Consider the following 19,127-nt stretch of genomic DNA (forward strand, 5'->3'; position numbering starts at 1 on the left):
TAAAAAAATGATAAATGGCTCAAAGCCTTACTTTTATTGCTTTAATACCGTCAACATAGGTTGTTTCCCGTCAGTTGTTGGCAACTGAACCAGTATCGCAGGCAGAAACAGGTACTAGACAAAAATTTACACCGTCATTCTGACAGTTAACCGGCATAAGGAAAGTGCGAATAAGTCCTCATGGCACTCTGGCTTGCACAGCAATTGGCGTTCAAGGCATCTGACTGAAGGCATGCCGGGGCCTGTCGAAGTCGGATAACGCAGAGAGCCGTTTGCTGTGAAAGCCCCAAAGGGCGTGGCTTACAGACCTGTTTGCTGTGTTGTGCTTCTTGCAAAGGACTAGGGCCATTTGCCGCGAACCACGCCTTGCATCCAGGCCTGTAAGCCGACGCAGAGCACACATGGGACTTGTTTGCACTTTCCCTAAGCCAAAAGTGGATTACACTTTAAATCAGACATAGCGTACTGTATTGAAAAGTACTTGATGCCGAATTGTGCTGCCGCAGCGATTGCGGCAACCATGCTGATTTCATCTGAACTTCGGCTCTTGGGTTCAGCGACCTGAAGTTCAAGAGCATAGGTTCAGGACGTTGGCCGAGGCAAATAGTGCTGAGTACCGGGCAGGGCATAGAGCGCCTGCAGGTTTTGTCCAAGTAATAACGCGGGCAAAGTGACTGAGGGATTAGTGACTATGATCGATGATTTTCTGTTTTCGTCTGAAACATCGCCGGAAGAGCTCCATCAACGCGACAATAAGTGGCGTATTCTGGCGGTGGATGATGATGTCAAATTCCAGAACTCGCTGAGTTTTGCCATCAATAAAATGACCCTGATGGGGCGGCCTCTCGAACTCATACAAGCCTACAGCATGGCCGAGGCGTCCAGTTTGCTTGGTAAAGACGCCGACTTTGCCGTAGTCCTGGTCGATGTGGTAATGGAAACCGAAGATGCCGGTCTCAGGTTAGTCAAGGCGGTGCGGGATCTGCTGGGGATATCCGATACCCGCTTTGTGCTTTTAACCGGCCAGCCGGGAATGGCACCGGCCGAGTCTGTGATGCAAGACTATGATTTGTCTGATTATGTGCTTAAGTCCGATCTCGCCAGCCGCGGCATTCGCAACATACTTACGGGTGCTGTGCGTAATTATCACCAGCTCAAGACCATTTCCTCTGCCCGCCGTGGTTTGCAACTCATTGTCGAGTCCAGCAACCGTTTGCTTGGGCTGCGAACGCTGGCACAGATAGCCTCGGTTACCTTAAGTGAAATCGCCAATCTTATTGATGTGCCGGATGAGGGGCTGGTTTGTGTCAATCGGGGGCGTCATAGCGCAGATGGCTCGGGGCAGGAGATCTTTGAGCCCATGACCATAGCCTGCAGTGGTCGTTTCCGGCAGTATGCCAATCGTGCCCTCAGGGAGTTGCCGGATCCGACCATTCAGTCCATGGTGGAACAGGCGCTCAGGGAAAAACGTTTTGTCAGTACCGATGAGAGCCAGGTGCTGTTTTTCCCGAAATCGGCAGCATTGGCCGAATTTGCCATCTATGTGGCCACAGATCGCACCTTGGACGACACCGAAATGGAGCTGCTAAAGGTGTTTGCCGCCAATGTTTCCAAGGGCTTTGGCAACGTAGCCCTGATAAGCCGGCTCGACAAGATTGCCTACCAGGATGAACTGCTCGGCATCCCCAATCGCAGTGCCTTGCTGCGGGAACTCTCCAGGTTGCAGGCTATGTCCAGCGCAAGTGCGCACAATCTGCTGTTATTGGATTTGGATCATTTCTCCGGCCTCAATAATCTGTTTGGCTCAGTGTTTGGCAATCAGGTGCTGCAGGCGGTAGCCCAAAGGTTACAGGAGGTTTTTCCGCAGCCGACTGTTATTGGACGACTGCATTCAGATCTGTTCGCCGTCATTGGCCATAAGGAGCAGGTCAATATCGACAGGGCGCAGCGGGTGTTCAGTGCGCCGTTTGAAATCGATAACAGCCGTCATATTCTCACCGCCTGTATGACAGAAGTCTCTCTGGCCATCAGTGGCCAGGATCCCGCCGAACTGCTGCGCACCGCAGGTACCGGGCTCAGAAATGCCAAATCCCGAGGGCCTGGCAGCATACAGGCGTTTGATCCCGAATTTGAGCATCAGGCGGCACACAGATTCAAGTTGATGCAACGGCTGCATACCGCCATTCAACGCCAGGAGTTTGTACTGCACTTCCAGCCACAGATAGATCTCAAGAGTGGTGAGGTTGTCGGCGTGGAGGCCTTGCTGCGCTGGCAGACCGAAGACGGTATGGTACCTCCGGGCACCTTTATCCCGTTGGCAGAGCAGTCGTCTTACATTCACGGCATAGGCGACATAGTGGTTGCGTTATCCTGTCAGGCGGTACATGCGCTGGATCAGGCCGGTTTTACCGATATTCTGGTCAGTCTTAATTATTCGGCCCGCCAACTGGATAAACCGGATGTTCTCGACAGGCTCAAACAACAATGCCGTCTGGCAGGTGTTGAGCCTAGCCGTCTGTGTTTGGAAGTCACCGAAACCGCCATGATGCAATCGTTCCAGCAAGTTGCGAAAATTCTCCAGCGTCACCGTGCCTGGGGCGGCACAGTTGCGATAGACGATTTCGGTACCGGGCTTTCGTCACTCGAATACCTGCTGCAGCTGCCGGCCGATCACTTGAAGATAGATATGACCTTTGTCGCCAGGCTGGATGAAGATGAGCGCAGCCGTTTTCTGGCGTCGATGATCATTGAGTTGGGACGGCGATTGAATATTTCTGTGGTTGCCGAGGGGGTTGAGACTCGCAGCCAGGCCAACTGGCTCAGGGATAATGGCTGCCATATCGCTCAAGGGTGGCTGTATGGTAAGGCCATGCCACTGGATGAGCTGTTGTTGTGGCTCAGTAAACGCTGAATGGGACCCCACTTATGTCGATAGAGTTGCCCGAACAGGCCGTGATGACACCACTGATTTCAGGGGAAGCCTCATCCAAGAGTCAGAAACGCAATAAGTGGTTGACCAGGGTCAGTTATCTCTTGCCTTGGTGGCTGCTGGTACCGCTGGGAAGCTGGCTCATGTATCACTATGCATCCCAATGGCAGATAGATCAGGTGCGTTATGCTCAGCGGGAGCTGGTAGACAGAGACGCTCTGGTACTCGATGCACAGTTGACCAAGGTGCATCAGGATGTCAGCCTGCTATCGCAAATGACGGCATCGGTATTGGCCGACCCAAAGCTTGACGAGAGCGAACAACTGAGCTTGTTACAACGCCTGTTTGTTGATTTCAGCAAGGCCTATCCCAGTTATATGCAAGTTCGCTGGATAGGCACCTCAGGAGTTGAGCGGGTCAGGGTTGATCATACAGATAATCAAAGGCGGGTCGTTGCCAACGACGCATTGCAGGATAAATCATCACGCTATTACGTGATTGAAGCCAACCGACTGGCTCCGGGGGCGGTTTATTACTCTCCTTTTGATCTCAATATCGAAGGCGGAGAGATAGAGAAACCCTATCGTCCCACCTTACGCGCCGCCACCAAAGTGATGGATACCAATACCAGCGAGCTTGGACTGGCATTGGTAAACCTGGATGGCAGTGGTTTACTCGAGCGTTTACGCCAGTCCGGCAAGACCATGCTACTGAATGCCGAAGGCTATTGGCTGCTTTCAACTTATGGTCACAGGGAATGGGGCTTTATGTTCGGCGATCCCGAGCAGCGCCTGGCGGTCGTTCACCCCAAGGTCTGGCAGCGCATTCAGCAGACCAGCCAGGGGCAGTTTATCGATGAAACCGGTATGTGGACCTTCTCTCGGGTGGGCCCGAGCTTAAACAATGGCAGCCAAGTGCCCATGCTTTACACCTTGTCCCATGATGAGCAGCCTTTGCTCATTCAAGCCAGGCTGAGGCAGCTCTATACAGGTGTCGGCGCCGTGGTGCTTCTGTGCATGACTTTACTGGGGGCATTTTTGGCGCGATCCAATCTGCGTCTGGGGGATAAGGCTCATGAGTTGCAACAGAGCAACGCGGCATTGGCACTGACATTGGCTCAACTGAGGGCATCACAGCAGGAACTGGTTCGCACCGAGAAACTATCGTCTCTGGGCTTGATGGTGGCCGGAGTGGCTCATGAACTCAATACGCCTATTGGTGCCGCCATGTTGTGTGTCACTGCGCTGAATGAAAGGGTGGACGAACTCAAGCGTGGGTATCACAGTGGCAATATTAAACGCTCGCAGTTGGAGGAGTTTATTGAATACCAAGCGGAAGGTTTAACCCTGGCCGAGCGCAATCTCAAACGTTCAGCCCTGCTTATTCAACAGTTCCGTCAGGTAGCATCTGACAGGGCCAATGCCGACAGGCAAGCCTTCTGGCTCCACGAGTTGATAGCGGATATCCTGGCACTGAATCATGGCCAGTGGAAACACAGCCATCATAAGTTGACCACGGATATTCCCAGCGATATTCATATGCACAGTTATCCCGGCCCCCTGGGGCAGGTGATCCAGAACCTGGTACACAATGCGCTGATCCATGCCTTTGAAGAACCCGACCGGGGCGAAGTGCATATCTGTGCCCGCAAGCTGCAAAACAAGGTGGAGATCTGCGTGATGGATAACGGCATAGGGATTAAGGAGCAGGATAGTCAAAGGGTGTTTGATCCTTTTTATACCACCAAGCGAGGTAGCGGTGGTACCGGGCTCGGCCTGCATATAGTGCACCATCTGACCACTGAAGTGTTGGGAGGAAGTGTGCGGGTATCTTCGGGAGTCAATGGCATAGGAACGTCGATGATATTGCTGTTGCCGCTGGAGCAAACGGCGGTCAAGCCCGCAGCTAAAGAAGCCGATATGGCACCGGCCTGAAGCCTGCCTTGAGCAAAGCTAAAAGTCCTTACCTGAAATAAAAGCTTATAAAGCTTAACCTCAGCCCCTTGTTATTCTGCGTATTTTTACAATAACCCGACGGTATCTGTCATGTATGAGTGAACTTTTCCCTGGTTGACGGCAAACAACCTTGAGATAGATGCGTTCCATGCATAAAGTATTAACCCTAACTATTTAGAACGAAAAACAGGATGTTATCAATTGGCTACCAATACTAGCAGTACCAGTATCCGAATCGCTAATTCTGCCGATGCCCAGGCTATCAGTGATCTGATTATTCCCCAAACCCGCAAGTTTGTATTGCCCTCCTGTGGTGTTCAGGTTCATGCAATGCTGCTTGATTCCATGTCGCCTGCCAGTGTCAGCGGCTATTTAAACGGAGATTACCGTTATCATCTGGCTGTCAATGATTCAGGTGAGCTCCTGGGGGTAGTAGGCATGAGGGAAAATCGCCATCTGTATCATCTGTTTGTTCGCGAAGATGCTGCAGGTCAGGGGCTGGCACGGCGACTTTGGGATGTGGCCAGAAAGGCATGCCTGGACAAGGGCAATGAAGGCAAATTTACGGTTAATTCAGCCGTCACTGCCGAGAATGTTTACCTGAAATTCGGTTTTAAACGTATAGATGGCGTTCGTGAGCGAGAGGGAATGGTGGATATTCCCATGAGCCTGACGTTATAGCAGCCAAAGAGTCGTTAAGGCCTTTTGGGTGGCTTAAAATATGAAAAAGCGCCCTTTTGGGCGCTTTGTACTTTGATACTCAAGTTTACGCAAAATGAGATAAGGCTCAGTCCGCGAGGGAGTCACCTGTCTTGGCTGCTTGGGGCTTGCTGCTTGGCAGCAGCAGGTTCATCACTATGGCCACAATACCGCAAAGGCTGATACCGGTCAGGCTGAATGAACCGATACCGAAAGCCATGCCGCCGATACCGAATACCAATGTTACCCCAACTATGGAGAGGTTGCGGGGCTCGCTGAGATCCACCTGATGCTTGATCAATGAGTTGAGGCCCACAGCGGCAATAGAGCCGAACAGCAAACACATGATACCGCCCATCACAGGTACTGGAATCGTCTGCATCAGGGCGCCCAGTTTACCAACAAAGGCCAGCAAAATGGCGGTAATGGCAGTCCAGGTCATAATTCTGGGGTCGAAGTTGCGGGTCAGGGTCACAGCGCCCGTCACTTCAGAATAAGTGGTGTTTGGCGGGCCGCCAAAAGCGGTGGCCGCTATGGTGGCGACCCCGTCACCGGCAAGAGTGCGATGCAAACCGGGCTTTTTCAAATAATCTTTACCGGTAACATTGGAGATAGCCAAAATGTCTCCTATGTGTTCCACGGCAGGGGCTATGGCAACCGGGATCATAAAGGCAATGGCATGCCAGTTGAACTCGGGGGCAACGAAGTTGGGCATGGCCAGCCACGCGGCCTCATGTACCACATTGAAATCCACTATGCCGTAATACAGACTCAGGCCGTAACCTACTATGATACCGGCCAGGATCGGCATCAACCTCAACAGTCCCTTGGCAAAGATGGCCACGGCTATGGTGGTCAGTAGTGATGCCAGAGAAACAATAAGGGCGGTATCCTGAGCAACCAGTACCTGACTGCCGTCACCACTCTTGCCGAGCGCCATATTCACGGCAACCGGTGCTAGACCTAAGCCTATGATGATGATCACAGGTCCCACCACCACAGGAGGCAGGAGTCTCATGATTACGCCACCGCCACGCAGTTTAACCACAGAGGCCAGTACCAGATAGACGCATCCTGCAGCCATCAGGCCACCCATGGTCGCGGGGACGCCCCAGGTTTGTACGCCGTACATGACAGGTGGAATAAAAGCAAAGGAGGAAGCAAGGAAAACAGGGATTTGACGTTTGGTGATCAACTGGAACAACAGGGTGCCGAATCCGGCGGTGAACAGGGCTACGCTGGTATCTAGGCCGGTGAGCAGCGGCATTAGCACCAGGGCTCCGAAAGCGACAAATAACATCTGTGCGCCTTGCAGAGGACGGGCAAGGTATTTCATTTTTTTATCCGTATTTAGGTTAAACCGGCCAATATTACCAGTTCACTGTAAATTGTGGGGGACTATTTGCCGTTTTAGATCAAATTTTTCACAAATTCTACCGCTGAACCCGAGATGAACGAAGCGGGAGGTTTTTCATCTCCATCGGCTCGCCAAGTGAGGCATATATGATACACTTTTGCCATTCCGACCATTTTTTACCGTCGCAAAGATGCTGAATTCATTTATAAAGCCAGTCGTTTTTCTCTCCCTGTTCTGTGCCACAACTCTGGCCCAGGCTGTTGAGGTCAAACGTTTGGATGAAGCCACTGTAGCCGTGGAATCCCGAACCAGTGCCGAGAAGAGCAAGGGGCTCAAGAAGGCATTGGAAGATGTTATTTTGAAAAACTCCGGCTCCCGTAGCGCCCTCGAAAGCCCGGAAATTCAGGCCAAGCTCGCCAATGCCGATGCCATGGTCAGTCAGTTTGGCTATCTGGATACCGAAGAGGGGCTAAAGCTGAAGGCGAATTTCGATCACCGCAAGATAATCAGCATGCTGCGCGAAGCCGGCTTGCCGGTCTGGGGCAAACAACGTCCCCTGACTCTGTTTTGGCTCAGCACGGATATCAATAATGAGAGGGTTATCCTCAGTGATGATTCGAGTGCCGAAGAGCGCAAGGCGTTTGCCAATGCCTCGATGGAACGTGGTGTGCCTTTGATGTTTCCTTTGATGGATCTGGACGATCTGATGCGCATCAATGTCAATGATGTGCGCGGTTTGTTTGCAGATACCGTCGCTACCGCTTCAGGGCGTTACCAGGCGGACTTCTTTGCCATGGGCACACTGGAAGCCAGCGGCAGTGAATTCAGCTATCAACTGGTGCTTTATCCCAAGACAGATGTCAGTCAGTCTTTTGGCCAACCTCTGCTCAGCCGTCAGGGGCGGGCCGCCAGTAAGGACGAAGCCGTGGCCGAGATGATGCTGTCACTGTCTGATTACTTCGTTTCCCGGTACGCGATTGCCGATTCCGGCGATGGCCTGCTGAGCAAAGTGCGTTTTACCGGCATCAACCAAATGAAACAGTTGGTTGAGATTGAGGCGTTTCTCAACCAACTCAGTGCGGTGCGTGAAGCCAGCCTCAGTACTCTGCAGGGTGACAGTGCCACTTTCAACGTGCAGCTTTTTGGCTCGGAAGAGGACTTGAAAAACCTGCTGCGTCTGGAACCACGTTTATCTTCGGCCGAGACTGGTTTTCAGAATTTGGCTGGCGGGCAGGGCAACGACGGCATGAATACATTGTCGCAGCCATCCAAGACCACAGAATTCAGCGATACTGTGAACCAGTCCATAGGTCCATACCAATGGCACAGCCGTTGAGGTTTTAACAGCGGCGCCAGTCATGCTAGACTTGGCGCCCGCATTACTTGATTTACTGCGATTTGGAACGATCCTGAGTGACACAAAACTCACCCTTGCAACTTTCACTGCCCGTTCACTTGCCGGACGATGAGACTTTTAACAGTTATTATCCTGCGGCAGGAAACGATGAACTGATCCAGACCTTGAGGGCCTGTGCCGAAGGCCGCAGCCAGGGAGCCGTCTACCTATGGGGACCGGTTAAGTCGGGACGAACCCACTTGATGCACGCCGCCTGCGCTCATGCCAATGAGTTGGGACGCAGCAGCTTCTATATTCCCCTGGGTATTCATGCCAGTATCTCCACCGCTTTGCTTGAAGGCTTGGAGCAGCTCGATCTTGTCTGTATTGATGATGTCGATGCCATTGCCGGCCACCCTTTGTGGGAAGAAGCGATATTCGATCTCTACAACCGAGTCGCCGAGCAGAAACATTGTGCTTTGGTGGTCAGCGGCAGTGCGGCACCCATAGATGCCGGTTTTGCCTTGCCGGATCTGGTCTCAAGGATGCAGTGGGGGCTCAATTATCAGCTGCAACCCATGGCCGATGAGGAAAAGTTGGTGGCATTGCAGCGCCGTGCCGCCATGCGTGGCTTGCAATTACCGGAAGATGTGGGCCGTTTTCTGCTCAATCGTTTGGCCCGGGATCTGCGCACCTTGTTCGATGTGTTGGACAGGTTGGACAAGGCCTCCATGGTTCATCAGCGTAAGTTGACCATTCCTTTTATCAAAGAGATGTTGCGCCTCTGACTGTCGAGTCCAAGCCTAGTTATTTTAAATGCATTTAAAAAGCGCAGCTGAAGCTGCGCTTTTTTGATGCTCGAATAAACCGAAAAGCGTGTCAGGGTCTGTTCACCCCTACGGGGGGTTTGTGGCGATCGCCACTTAAACGCAGCGGCACTTGGGTCTGTTCACGCCCTTGCTGACGCTGGACATTGCTCTTCGGCGCCATAAGTGTGGGTGATATGCCGAGGTTGGCCGCCCAGCTCAGGCCTGGTTGCATCTGCAGCGGCGCCGGCAAACTATCCAGCAGCAGCTGAGCATTGAGCTCAGGCATCATTTCGCTCAGCACCAAGCCTGTACGGTTTCTGAGGGCCGAGGCGCCGATACGTCCCCGCTGGCCCCAGTCGACACTGATGCTATTTGCGGTCACTGTTTCGGGTTTGTCTGTAATCGCCACATCACGCTGCACGCCAAGACGGTAGCTCATCATGGCTTCTTCAAACAGCATGGCGGCATCTTCCCTGGGGGTGCTGTAGTTGTAAAAGTCATTGGCTCTGTCTGCGGAGAAGAAGCCACTGACATCCCCGGGCGTATATGCCTTTTGGGTGGCGGTGGCTGTTTGGCCCATAAAGCTCACGCCGGCCAGGGCGCTCATCTCTGCGCTGCCCAGCGGATAGGCGCTGCTGAGCTGATCCGATATCAAGGCTTTTTGTGCCGTGCGTCGGTAATAGTCATCCAGCAAAGTCGGCCCCTCAAGGCTTTGGTGAACACTGCGCGGGAAAAAGTCATTGGCATGGGCCAACTCGTGATAAAGCAGCGAGGAGAGATCGGTTGTCAACTCGCTGATAGGGCGGTTGCTGCGCTGGCTGCGATCACGATAGACAGAAGCATAATCGTTGTCTTTGACATAACGCCAGGGGATCAGGAACTGCAGTTCATTACCGAAACCGGCACGGTAATCCGGCGCTTCATTGATACTGTCGCGCTCAGTTGCCGTCAACCAAAGATCTTCCGGATCCAGATAGATAGCACCTGTGACCACCCAGTAGAAGGAGGGGCGGACATCGTAACTTATCACCACGGCGGTGACAGACTGCAGCAAGGTGGCAAAGTCACCATGAGTGTCCATTTGATCGAGGAAGGCTTCAAAATTACGTCCCATCCAGTCGTGGGATACCAGTACCCGGTTCATTATCGCTTCTTTATCACTGATGCCGCCGGCACCTTGTCCTATCAAGGGCAGGGTACTGAGCTGGCAAGCGCTCAACTGATTGGAATAAGTGCAGCGCTTTAACACTTCGGCATAAGGCGAGTTGCGTTTGTAGGCATGGGTGCGGGCGATGGGCGCATCAAAGTACTCTGAGGTGATTTGCGCTTCATCTGTTATCAGTATGCTGACTTCATCGCTTAAGGTCTCGCCATTGACACTGGCGCTGGCTCTTAAGATCACCCCTGTGTCCTGATTGACCTCGGGCGCAACAAATAAGGGGCGTTCAGGGTTGGTCAGATCCAGGTTGAGCTCAGGTCCGGCGGCAATACACCAACTGATGTTGTTTGCCACTGTGCCATCGACTCTATCCAGTCGTACGCTGACATTGTTGCCCTCTACCACTTGGTGATCCTGGCGGATATTAAGGCCACTTCCGTCCATCACTGTCAGGGTTACCGTTTCCTGCAGGCTGAGATCACTGCCGCTGACATTCAACTGAAAGCGGTAATCACCGCTTTGCGGCGGCACAAAGGCCAGCACAGGGCTGTCATTCATGTCCATATCGACACTGGGCCCGGACAACTGTTGCCACTGGAACTGCATATTACGGCTGTTGAGCGTTCCCAGAGTGGCCAGAACACCGCTTTGCTGGCCGGCTAAATAGCGGCTTTGCAGCTTAAAAACCAGACCAGAGGCTGTGGTTTGGTTGTCGAATTCACTTTGTTGTTCACAACGCGACAAGGCCGGAGGTGGGGTAACGACAGGAGGGATAAGGTCGCTGCCATCATCGTTGCCACCACCGCCACAGGCGGTGAGCAATAGAGTACAGGTGAAGGGGAGGTAAGGCAGTATCTTCATGGCACGACTCCACTTGGTTGACTGCTTGTTATTATTTGTTGTTGTTTTATATAAAAATGGTTGTGTTGCTTGGGCACTATAGCACGGGCCAGCAGGGTGACCAATAGTCCTTAAGATGGGAAAAATTGTTGCAAATTATGCCAGTATGCGAGGGAGTCAGAGCAAGAGCTGAACAGAGCACAAAAAAGGGGCCATTATCGTCGGCCCCTATCTATTATCCGGGTTTACTCTTTGTCTTTGGCGCGTTTCTTGAGTCCCAGACCCAATTCGCGGCCGCGCTTGCGGGCGTAGAAGGGCATGCTGATCAGTAAGCATGAGATCAACAGACTCTCAATCAGCGCAAACCACCATTCATTGCCCTCGGCTATGTAGAGCAAGGTCAAGCCGTGCAAAAAATAGAGACAGAGAATAAAGCTGGCCCAGGCAAAGGTATAAGGATTACCTTTAAGGATCCCAGGCAACGGCAGCAGCAAGGGCACCAGCCAAAGACTGGTGAACAGCAGCGAGTATTCGCCGTCGAGCCCTTTACCGATAAAGGCATAGGTCAACAAGGCTGTCAGTAGCAGATAGCCTGTGCGTGAGACCTGTAATAACGCATGACTGCTCATTTACAGGATCGCCAACACGTTTTCCGGTGGGCGGCCGATGGCGGCTTTACCGTTGGCCAGGACGATTGGGCGCTCTATCAGCTTGGGGGTGGCAATCATGGCGGCAATCAATTGAGCTTCGGTCAATTCCGGGTTATTCAGCCCCTGAGCCTTGTATTCCTCTTCCTTGGTGCGCATCAATTCACGGGCGCTGATGCCCAGTTTAGCCAGCAGTTCACTGAGGGTGGCAGCATCCGGTACCTGCTTCAGATACTCGACAATCTGGATCTCGACGCCTTTGGACTCCAGCAGTGCCAGTGTTTCGCGGCTCTTGGAGCAGCGAGGATTATGGAAAATAGTGACCTGGGTCATGGGTTTTCTCTTTACCTTGGCTGAAAAGTGCGACGATGATAGCAAAAATCTGCGGTTACGTCAGGGGAAAGTGGCCCGATTAACGGGCCAGTGAAAGCCAGCATAATCAAAGTGTAAACCGATTATTTCTTCAATTCGTCCAGCGCTCGGTCGGCGACACGGAACTGGCGAATCTTGGCCTCGATTCTGGCAATCTGCAGTGGTTGGCCGTCGGCGGCTTTATAAGCAAAATTGAGCTGATCGATAGCACCTTTATAGTCGGCCCTGAGTGCCATGGACTCGGCATTGGAGAAGTGTTCCAGCGCCTTGTTACCGGTTTGCTTGTAGGCTTCGGTCAGCAACTGATAGGGCAAGGGGTTTTGCTTATCCAGAAACGCCATGTCCTCGAGAATAGGGATTGCCCGCTGTGGCTGTTTACTTTCGAGATAAACACTGGCCAGGTTGGCGTTGATCACTTGGGAGGTGGGTTTGAGGCGTCTTTGGGCTTCCAACATCGTTATCGCGCCCTGATAATCCTTACGCTCCACCAGCAGATCGGTTTTGGTATCAAGATAGAAGAGGTTGTCCTGATCTTTTTCCAGCAATTGATCTATGAGCTGCTCGGATTGTTTGAAGTCCTTGAGGCGAAACAGTGCCAATGCCTTGCCATAGAGGGCCGCATCTTTAAAGGCATAGTTGTGCTTGGCTAATTGGGTCTCAAACAGCGACAGTGCCGCATCGTCGCTGTAGCTGGAAAAGCGCACCTGGATCCTGGCCTTGGCCAGGTGGAAGTTAAGGTTGTCTGCCACATATCTGTGGGGATACTGAGCCGCGCGGTTACGGGCATCGGTGATCCGCGACTCTGGCAGGGGGTGAGTCAGCAGCATTTGCGGCGGTTTGGAGGTAAAACGGTAACGGGCCGCCAGTTTGCCGAAGAAGTTGGCCGAGGCGTTGGGATCGAAACCGGATTCCACCAGAATTTGCATGCCTATCCTGTCGGCCTCTTTTTCATGCAAGCGGGTATAGTTGATCTTGGATTGAGTCGAGAGTGCCTGGGTGGTGGCCAGCGCCGCCATCCCGGCTTGAGGCGCTGCTATGGTCAGCAAGATGGCGCCGAGCAACCCGGCAATGGTAGCCGGGCTGGCTTTCTCCTGGGCTTCGAGTGAGCGCGCCAGGTGCCTCTGGGTTACATGGGTAATTTCGTGCGCCAGTACCGAGGCCAATTCACTTTCATTGTCGGCGTTGAGAAACAGGCCTGTATGGATTGCCACATGACCGCCGAAAAAGGCAAAGGCGTTGATTTCATCGTTTCGCAACAGGAAAAAATAGAAGGGGGTCTTAACCCCGGTGGCATGCGCCACCAATTTGTTACCCAGTTCGGTGGCATATTGGCTCAACACAGGATCGGATAACACAGGCGCCTGGGAACGAATAACCCGCATATAGGCATCACCATAAACCATCTCTTTTTCGAGACTGAAGGTGTTGACGGCGGCGGTACCGAGATCCGGCAAGTCGTTATTGGCGAAACTTTGGCTGGCGGTGGCAATTAAAACAGCAGTGGCACCGGCCAGAATGGAATGTCGGAACTTGGAAAAAGTCAATGTACTCAAGCTGATTAGATTTCCTGTATGCCACTAATGCATAACTGCCTGGCTTGTGGTTTGAGTTGCAACTTAGGATAATAGCCGAGGTTTATGTTTAGCAAGCTCATCATGGTTTTAATTGATTTAACTCAGAGTCGTTGTCCCGAAGCCCTGGTCAAGGCCAAGATGGCGATGAAACGTTTGCGGCCCGGTGAAACTCTGTGTCTCTTGCTTTCAGACCCGGGATCGCGGCAGGATGTTCCCCGCTTTGCCAAAAAACAGGGCTATGATTGTCGGATTGAGTCCGACGAGCCGGCCGTATTGCGCTTACAGGTGTCCGTTGCAGAATAGAAGCGCAGGACGTAACTACACAGCTTCTTGAAGAAGCGATAATCAAGATGGCCGCAGCCATCATCACCACAGGAATCCCGGATGTTTAGCTATTTGAGTCGTTGGTACCAGGCCCGCTTCAGTGATCCTCAGGCTCTGACACTGCTGTTTATTCTGCTTGGTATTGCCTTGACCATCTATTTCGCCGGTGGCTTATTGATGCCGCTGCTGGTCGCTCTGGTATTGGCCTTTCTGCTGGAGTGGCCGGTGGCACAGATGGCAAGGGTAGGGATAAGCCGCACCGCGGCCGCCTCTTTGGTACTGATCCTCTTTATCGGCTTGATGATCTTGTTGTCATTCGGTCTGATCCCCAGTATCTGGCGCCAGGGTGCTGCGCTGCTGACTGACCTGCCCACCATGTTGGACAAGGGGATAATCCTGCTGCAGGAGCAGGCGCAGCAATATCCGCAGTTTATCTCTACAGATCAGCTCGATACCATGGTGTCCGAGCTCAAAAAATTGCTCGACACCCAGCATCTTTTGGATATCGCCAAGCAGCTTCTCGGCTATTCGGCATCCTTGCTGGTGCTGATGGTTTACGCCATCCTGGTGCCGTTGCTGGTGTTCTTCTTCCTCAAGGATAAAGATGAACTGATCCGCGGCAGCAAGCGTTTCTTCCCCAGCAATCGCGATCTGGCCCGTAAGGTTTGGTTCGAGATGAATCAGCAGATCTTCAACTACATTCGCGGCAAGGTGATTGAAATTGTGATTGTCGGGGTAGTGAGTTACGTATTCTTCGCCCTGATGGATCTGCGCTATGCGGCGCTGCTTGGGGTGTTGACCGGGCTTTCCGTGCTTATTCCTTATGTCGGTGCCACCCTGGTGACCTTACCTATTGCGCTGGTTGCCTTCTTCCAGTGGGGCGTCAGCCCCGAGTTCGGTTATTTGATGCTGGGTTACGGCATCATTCAGGCGCTGGATGGCAACCTGCTGGTGCCTTTGTTGTTCTCCGATGCGGTGGACTTGCACCCGGTGATCATCATAGCCGCAGTGTTGGTCTTCGGTGGCCTTTGGGGTGTTTGGGGCGTGTTTTTCGCGATCCCGCTGGCTTCTCTGGTCAAGGCTGTATTGAACGCCTGGCCCAACGCCGAAGCAGATGCGGACAAAGCCGCTTTAGAGGCGCAAGCCGAATAAGGCGGTAAATTTCAAGTTTACTGACACAGGCGGCCTATGGTCGCCTGTGTTTTTTCAACCGCTATTCATTCGGGCAACAAGTGGTTTCTGGCGCTCGCCGCCAATGCCCTGAATACCAGAGTGGTCTGCTTGGCCTTAAGGTTCCAGTGTTGCCAGTAAAGCGGTACCCGCATCCGCATCATGGGTGTCAACTCTATCAAGCGCCCGGATGCCAACAGCGGCTCGGCCTGCAAATGGCCCACCAGGCCATAACCCAATCCCTGTAGAATCGCTTCCAAGAAGCCTTCCGATGACGGCACTGTGTGTTGCCACCATTGTCCCGGCAGCATTTCGAAGTAGCGCTTCAAGTACTTTTCATGCAGCTTGTCGCGGGTGGAGAATACCACTGCCGGCGCCGAGGCCAGCGAGTCGGTATCCGGCAAGCCGTCGAAAAAACGTTCGGCAAACTCAGGCGTGGCCACACAGGCATACTCCATCACCCCGAGAAACTCGCTGGAGCAGCCGTTCATCGCTTGACCCAAGGTGGTCACGCAGCCGACAGCCTCACCGTTTTTCAACAAGTGATGAGTGTAAGATTCATCATCCACTATCAATTCCAACAACCAACCGCGGCGGGCGAATATGGCGCTGATGGACGGTAGAAACCAGGTTGCCAGACTGTCGGCATTCACCGCGATTCTCACCACAGTGGGCATGGCCGGATCGTCGGCGTCCATTTCGGCTCTGAGCTCAGTCTCCAGCAGTTCGACCTGGGCATAGTGGCGCAAGAGCCGCTTCCCTGTTGGTGTCGGCACTACGGGATTACTCCTGACGAGCAGTGCCTGACCCACTCTTTCCTCAAGCTGCTTTATCCGCTGTGATACCGCCGATTGGGTCACATGCAGCCGTTTGGCTGCTCGCTCAAAACCGCCTTCAGCGACCACCACAGACAGGGCTTTGAGGTGACTGTAGTCCAGCATAAAAACTCCTTGGATTAATCCTTGTTTGATTATAAGTTTTGCTAATGACCGATAAAAAATATTAGTTATATTAATTTTCTTGCCGGGAGTAAACTGCCGCCATTGAAAACTTTTATTGGTCGCCGGCTATCGCGGCGAACTGCTGTTGGAGAGATTATGCAAACCGCTTTCATTCAGGGCATGGGGATAGGTGCCAGTCTAATCATTGCCGTGGGAGCTCAAAACGCCTTTGTGTTGAAGCAAGGCATCAAGCGTGCTTATCCGTTTCCCATCGCCTTGACCTGCTCTTTGATAGACGCCCTGATGATTACTGCTGGGGTTGCCGGGCTAGGGCAGTTGATCTTGGCCGTGCCGGCCATCAAACATCTGGCGAGCTTTGGCGGCGCGGCCTTCCTGCTGTGGTACGGCTTCAACGCGCTGCGTTCTTCATTCAAGAGTCAGGGGTTGCAGACCGGGGATGCTGAAGCGGCGGATTCATTTCGCAAGGCGATGATCACCACCTTGGCGATCAGCTTTTTGAACCCACACTTGTATCTGGATACAGTAGTTTTGCTCGGCAGCATAAGTACCCAGTTTGATACCGAGGTCAGGGGCTGGTTTGGTGCCGGGGCCGTGCTGGCTTCCTTTATCTGGTTCTTTAGTCTGAGCTTTGGCGCGCGCCTGCTGGCGCCCGTGTTCAGCCGTCCCGCGGCCTGGCGTTATCTGGACAGATTTATCTGGTTGACCATGTGGTCAATCGCCCTGGCTATTCTGTGGCCCTATTTTCAGGGAAGGGGCTTCTGAGGTAAGTTCAGGTATCTTGCAGAAAAACAAAAGCCCGCATTGCGGGCTTTTTAATGTCTCTGGCTTGGGGATGCGGTAAATGCCGGCAATAGGAGCCGGCAAAATAGCCGTGGGGTTTATCCCTTGAGATAGTCCAGCACCACTTGATGATGATCTTTGGTCTTGAACTTGTCGAACCTGTGGCAGATGGTGCCGTCCTGGTCAATCAGGAAACTCAGGCGATGCAGGCCATCATAAACTTTGCCCATAAATTTTTTCTCGCCCCAGACACCGAAGGCATCGGCTACTGCGTGGTCTTCATCGCTGAGCAGGGTGAAGTTGAGCTCATGCTTATCGATAAACTTGCCCAGTCTCGCCACGGGATCTGTGCTTATTCCAAGCACGGTTACATTGAATTCGTCCAGTTCCGCCTTGCTGTCTCTCAGGCCACAGGCTTGCACTGTACAACCCGGCGTCATCGCCTTGGGGTAGAAATACACCAGTACCCGGCCTTTTTTCAGGCAATCTTGCAGTGAAATATTTTCATCGGTTTGGTTTTTTAGGGTGAAGAGTGGCGCTTTATCGCCTGCTTTTAAGGTGTTCATGCGTTCAATCCTTTTGATCTTTATCTGGGATGAGTGGGATTCAATCGGCTTTGGGGACCGCAATACCCTGCATACGTTTGATGTTGCAGGTCAGGGACATTTCTTCGGCCAAGGCCTGGATGCTGGTTTCCAGTTTATCCAATTCGACCTTTTCCGGGATATTGATGGCCAGGAAAACGTGCTGAGTCTGGCTGCCGTCCGGCAGTTCTTCCGAGTAGGAGCGCACCGCACCGAGATCCAAGGACCTGTCTGCCAGGAACTGGGAGATGCGCTTCATGGTGCCGCGCTGGTCCTGACCGTTGAAAGTCACTTCAATGCGCGAGATGTAATTTTGCGGCGTGTGCTTGGAGGTGCGCTTCATTACCGTCATCAGTTCAAGTTCGACACTGAGACTGGGAAGGCTGGTTTCTATCTTGGTAATGGATGCCCAGGAGCCGGACAACATCATAATCAGAGTAAACTCGTTGCCGAACAGCGCCATGCGGCTGTCGACTATGTCACAGTCGCAATCACTGGCTAATCTTGCCAGTTTGCTGACCAGGCCGGGACGGTCGGCCCCCATAGCGGTAACGACCAGGTAGTTGGTCATGAATTTTCCTCATATTTCCGGTATCATAGAGCGAAAACTCAGCCCCTTTGAGCTGAGTTTTTTGTGCGGTCAACCATGCTACCACAACTAATTCGATTTGTTAGCCCTGACAGTGCTTGTCATTGGCTGGCTGCACCAGTACCATAGCGAATCCTGAAATCTTGGGGACATAAGATGATAAACGGAAGCATCGTAGCCTTAATTACGCCCATGCAAGGCGATGGCTCAGTGGATTTTGCAAGTCTCGAGCGTTTGGTGGAATTTCATATCGAGCAGGGGACCGATGCCATAGTAGCAGTTGGTACCACAGGCGAATCTGCCACTCTGCCCATTCGCGAACACCTCGAAGTGGTGTCACAAACCCTTTCTTTTGCCGCAGGCCGTATTCCCGTCATAGGCGGTAATGGTGCCAATGCCACCGCTGAAGCCATAGAGCTTACCCAGGGCCTGTCGAAACTCGATGTGGCTGCCATGCTGGGGGTGACACCTTATTACAACAAGCCCACTCCCAAGGGGTTGGTTGCCCATTATAAAGCGGTTGCAGCCAGTACGGATGTTCCCCAAATTCTGTATAACGTTCCAGGCCGCACTTCGGTTGACATGAAGCCGGAAACCGTTGCCCAACTTTGTGATGTGCCCAACATCATAGGGGTGAAGGAAGCCACAGGCGATCTCGCACGGGTTAAACTGCTGCGTGAGCTTTGCGGCGATGATTTTCTGCTGTTCAGCGGTGATGATGCCACGGCGCGCGAATTCCTGGCCCTTGGTGGCAACGGGGTGATCTCGGTTGCCAACAATATCGTCCCTAAGGCGTTCAAGGCCATGTGTGAGGCAGCGCTGCAAGGAAGAGCGGCAGAGGCAAAAGCCGTGGATGAACCCCTGAGCGGCCTGTACAGTGCACTCTTTTGTGAGGCAAACCCAATACCGGTTAAGTGGGCGGCCCATCGCATGGGACTCATCAGCGAAGGCACAATTCGTTTGCCTTTGACTGAACTTTCCGAGGAGTTTCATGGTCTGTTGCTTAACGCAATGCAAAAAGCCGGGATAGAGGTTGAATAA

17 protein-coding genes are annotated in these 19,127 nt (G+C 52.8%); 9 read left to right on the top strand and 8 right to left on the bottom strand.

Going from position 1 to position 19,127, the window contains the following annotated elements; genetic code table 11:
- Positions 1–691: 691 nt before the first annotated feature.
- The 3 genes from E1N14_RS10610 (at position 692) to E1N14_RS10620 (ending at position 5,565) form a co-directional block, all read left to right on the top strand.
- On the top strand, positions 692–2,911 hold the full coding sequence (locus tag E1N14_RS10610; protein ID WP_044734446.1) for a GGDEF/EAL domain-containing response regulator: 2,220 nt from the start codon (positions 692–694) through the stop codon (positions 2,909–2,911).
- A 14-nt stretch (positions 2,912–2,925) separates the two neighbouring features.
- Positions 2,926–4,863, top strand: a complete 1,938-nt coding sequence (locus E1N14_RS10615; protein WP_062793683.1) for a sensor histidine kinase — start codon at positions 2,926–2,928, stop codon at positions 4,861–4,863.
- 222 nt (positions 4,864–5,085) lie between these two features.
- Complete coding sequence (locus tag E1N14_RS10620) at positions 5,086–5,565, top strand: GNAT family N-acetyltransferase (protein WP_037436570.1); 480 nt, start codon at positions 5,086–5,088, stop codon at positions 5,563–5,565.
- Between the two features lie 106 nt (positions 5,566–5,671).
- Here the strand turns inward: E1N14_RS10620 and E1N14_RS10625 are convergent, their stop codons facing one another.
- Complete coding sequence (locus tag E1N14_RS10625) at positions 5,672–6,919, bottom strand: uracil-xanthine permease family protein (RefSeq protein ID WP_025009701.1); 1,248 nt, start codon at positions 6,917–6,919, stop codon at positions 5,672–5,674.
- A 211-nt stretch (positions 6,920–7,130) separates the two neighbouring features.
- Here E1N14_RS10625 and E1N14_RS10630 point away from each other — a divergent pair, with 211 nt between their 5' ends.
- Positions 7,131–8,276 (top strand): DUF2066 domain-containing protein, encoded by a 1,146-nt coding sequence (locus E1N14_RS10630; RefSeq protein ID WP_025009702.1) that lies wholly within the window; start codon positions 7,131–7,133, stop codon positions 8,274–8,276.
- A gap of 77 nt (positions 8,277–8,353) precedes the next feature.
- The gene (gene hda / locus E1N14_RS10635) at positions 8,354–9,064 is read left to right on the top strand and encodes a DnaA inactivator Hda (RefSeq protein WP_025009703.1); all 711 of its coding nucleotides are present in this window, start codon (positions 8,354–8,356) and stop codon (positions 9,062–9,064) included.
- A gap of 91 nt (positions 9,065–9,155) precedes the next feature.
- On the opposite strand, the gene E1N14_RS10640 is transcribed toward hda, so the two are convergent.
- The 4 genes from E1N14_RS10640 to bepA form a co-directional block, all read right to left on the bottom strand.
- Complete coding sequence (locus E1N14_RS10640; protein ID WP_062793682.1) at positions 9,156–11,105, bottom strand: PKD domain-containing protein; 1,950 nt, start codon at positions 11,103–11,105, stop codon at positions 9,156–9,158.
- 224 nt (positions 11,106–11,329) lie between these two features.
- Positions 11,330–11,713, bottom strand: coding sequence for a DUF2069 domain-containing protein (locus E1N14_RS10645; protein WP_025009705.1), 384 nt, complete (start codon positions 11,711–11,713; stop codon positions 11,330–11,332).
- The gene (gene arsC, locus E1N14_RS10650; RefSeq protein ID WP_025009706.1) at positions 11,714–12,064 is read right to left on the bottom strand and encodes an arsenate reductase (glutaredoxin); all 351 of its coding nucleotides are present in this window, start codon (positions 12,062–12,064) and stop codon (positions 11,714–11,716) included. It lies immediately after the preceding gene.
- 122 nt (positions 12,065–12,186) lie between these two features.
- Positions 12,187–13,656 carry a beta-barrel assembly-enhancing protease gene (gene bepA / locus E1N14_RS10655; RefSeq protein WP_051472599.1) on the bottom strand — a complete coding sequence of 490 codons (1,470 nt, stop codon included), beginning with the start codon at positions 13,654–13,656 and terminating at the stop codon, positions 12,187–12,189.
- A gap of 102 nt (positions 13,657–13,758) precedes the next feature.
- Between bepA and E1N14_RS10660 the strand changes: the two genes are divergently transcribed.
- Positions 13,759–13,980 carry a sulfurtransferase TusA family protein gene (locus E1N14_RS10660; protein ID WP_025009707.1) on the top strand — a complete coding sequence of 74 codons (222 nt, stop codon included), beginning with the start codon at positions 13,759–13,761 and terminating at the stop codon, positions 13,978–13,980.
- An 81-nt stretch (positions 13,981–14,061) separates the two neighbouring features.
- Positions 14,062–15,153: an AI-2E family transporter gene (locus E1N14_RS10665; RefSeq protein WP_025009708.1), complete on the top strand. Its 1,092-nt coding sequence runs from the start codon at positions 14,062–14,064 to the stop codon at positions 15,151–15,153.
- 65 nt (positions 15,154–15,218) lie between these two features.
- On the opposite strand, the gene E1N14_RS10670 is transcribed toward E1N14_RS10665, so the two are convergent.
- Positions 15,219–16,112, bottom strand: a complete 894-nt coding sequence (locus tag E1N14_RS10670) for a LysR family transcriptional regulator ArgP (protein WP_025009709.1) — start codon at positions 16,110–16,112, stop codon at positions 15,219–15,221.
- Positions 16,113–16,268: 156 nt separating this feature from the next.
- Between E1N14_RS10670 and E1N14_RS10675 the strand changes: the two genes are divergently transcribed.
- Entirely contained in the window at positions 16,269–16,895 is a 627-nt protein-coding gene (locus tag E1N14_RS10675) for a LysE/ArgO family amino acid transporter (RefSeq protein WP_025009710.1), read from the top strand.
- A 116-nt stretch (positions 16,896–17,011) separates the two neighbouring features.
- On the opposite strand, the gene bcp is transcribed toward E1N14_RS10675, so the two are convergent.
- Entirely contained in the window at positions 17,012–17,479 is a 468-nt protein-coding gene (gene bcp / locus E1N14_RS10680; RefSeq protein ID WP_025009711.1) for a thioredoxin-dependent thiol peroxidase, read from the bottom strand.
- A gap of 40 nt (positions 17,480–17,519) precedes the next feature.
- Positions 17,520–18,068 (bottom strand): glycine cleavage system transcriptional repressor, encoded by a 549-nt coding sequence (locus E1N14_RS10685; RefSeq protein WP_025009712.1) that lies wholly within the window; start codon positions 18,066–18,068, stop codon positions 17,520–17,522.
- Positions 18,069–18,242: 174 nt separating this feature from the next.
- On the opposite strand from E1N14_RS10685, the gene dapA reads away from it, so the two are divergent.
- Entirely contained in the window at positions 18,243–19,127 is an 885-nt protein-coding gene (gene dapA, locus E1N14_RS10690; protein ID WP_028779222.1) for a 4-hydroxy-tetrahydrodipicolinate synthase, read from the top strand.

Source organism: Shewanella algae (genome assembly GCF_009183365.2).
Lineage (GTDB): Bacteria > Pseudomonadota > Gammaproteobacteria > Enterobacterales > Shewanellaceae > Shewanella > Shewanella algae.

Coding starts and splice junctions, on each gene's coding strand:
- E1N14_RS10610 (WP_044734446.1), top strand. CDS start 692: ATGATCGATGATTTTCTGTTTTCGTCTGAAACATCGCCGGAAGAGCTC.
- E1N14_RS10615 (WP_062793683.1), top strand. CDS start 2,926: ATGTCGATAGAGTTGCCCGAACAGGCCGTGATGACACCACTGATTTCA.
- E1N14_RS10625 (WP_025009701.1), bottom strand. CDS start 6,919: ATGAAATACCTTGCCCGTCCTCTGCAAGGCGCACAGATGTTATTTGTC.
- E1N14_RS10630 (WP_025009702.1), top strand. CDS start 7,131: ATGCTGAATTCATTTATAAAGCCAGTCGTTTTTCTCTCCCTGTTCTGT.
- E1N14_RS10640 (WP_062793682.1), bottom strand. CDS start 11,105: ATGAAGATACTGCCTTACCTCCCCTTCACCTGTACTCTATTGCTCACC.
- E1N14_RS10645 (WP_025009705.1), bottom strand. CDS start 11,713: ATGAGCAGTCATGCGTTATTACAGGTCTCACGCACAGGCTATCTGCTA.
- arsC (WP_025009706.1), bottom strand. CDS start 12,064: ATGACCCAGGTCACTATTTTCCATAATCCTCGCTGCTCCAAGAGCCGC.
- E1N14_RS10660 (WP_025009707.1), top strand. CDS start 13,759: ATGGTTTTAATTGATTTAACTCAGAGTCGTTGTCCCGAAGCCCTGGTC.
- E1N14_RS10665 (WP_025009708.1), top strand. CDS start 14,062: ATGTTTAGCTATTTGAGTCGTTGGTACCAGGCCCGCTTCAGTGATCCT.
- E1N14_RS10670 (WP_025009709.1), bottom strand. CDS start 16,112: ATGCTGGACTACAGTCACCTCAAAGCCCTGTCTGTGGTGGTCGCTGAA.
- E1N14_RS10675 (WP_025009710.1), top strand. CDS start 16,269: ATGCAAACCGCTTTCATTCAGGGCATGGGGATAGGTGCCAGTCTAATC.
- bcp (WP_025009711.1), bottom strand. CDS start 17,479: ATGAACACCTTAAAAGCAGGCGATAAAGCGCCACTCTTCACCCTAAAA.
- E1N14_RS10685 (WP_025009712.1), bottom strand. CDS start 18,068: ATGACCAACTACCTGGTCGTTACCGCTATGGGGGCCGACCGTCCCGGC.
- dapA (WP_028779222.1), top strand. CDS start 18,243: ATGATAAACGGAAGCATCGTAGCCTTAATTACGCCCATGCAAGGCGAT.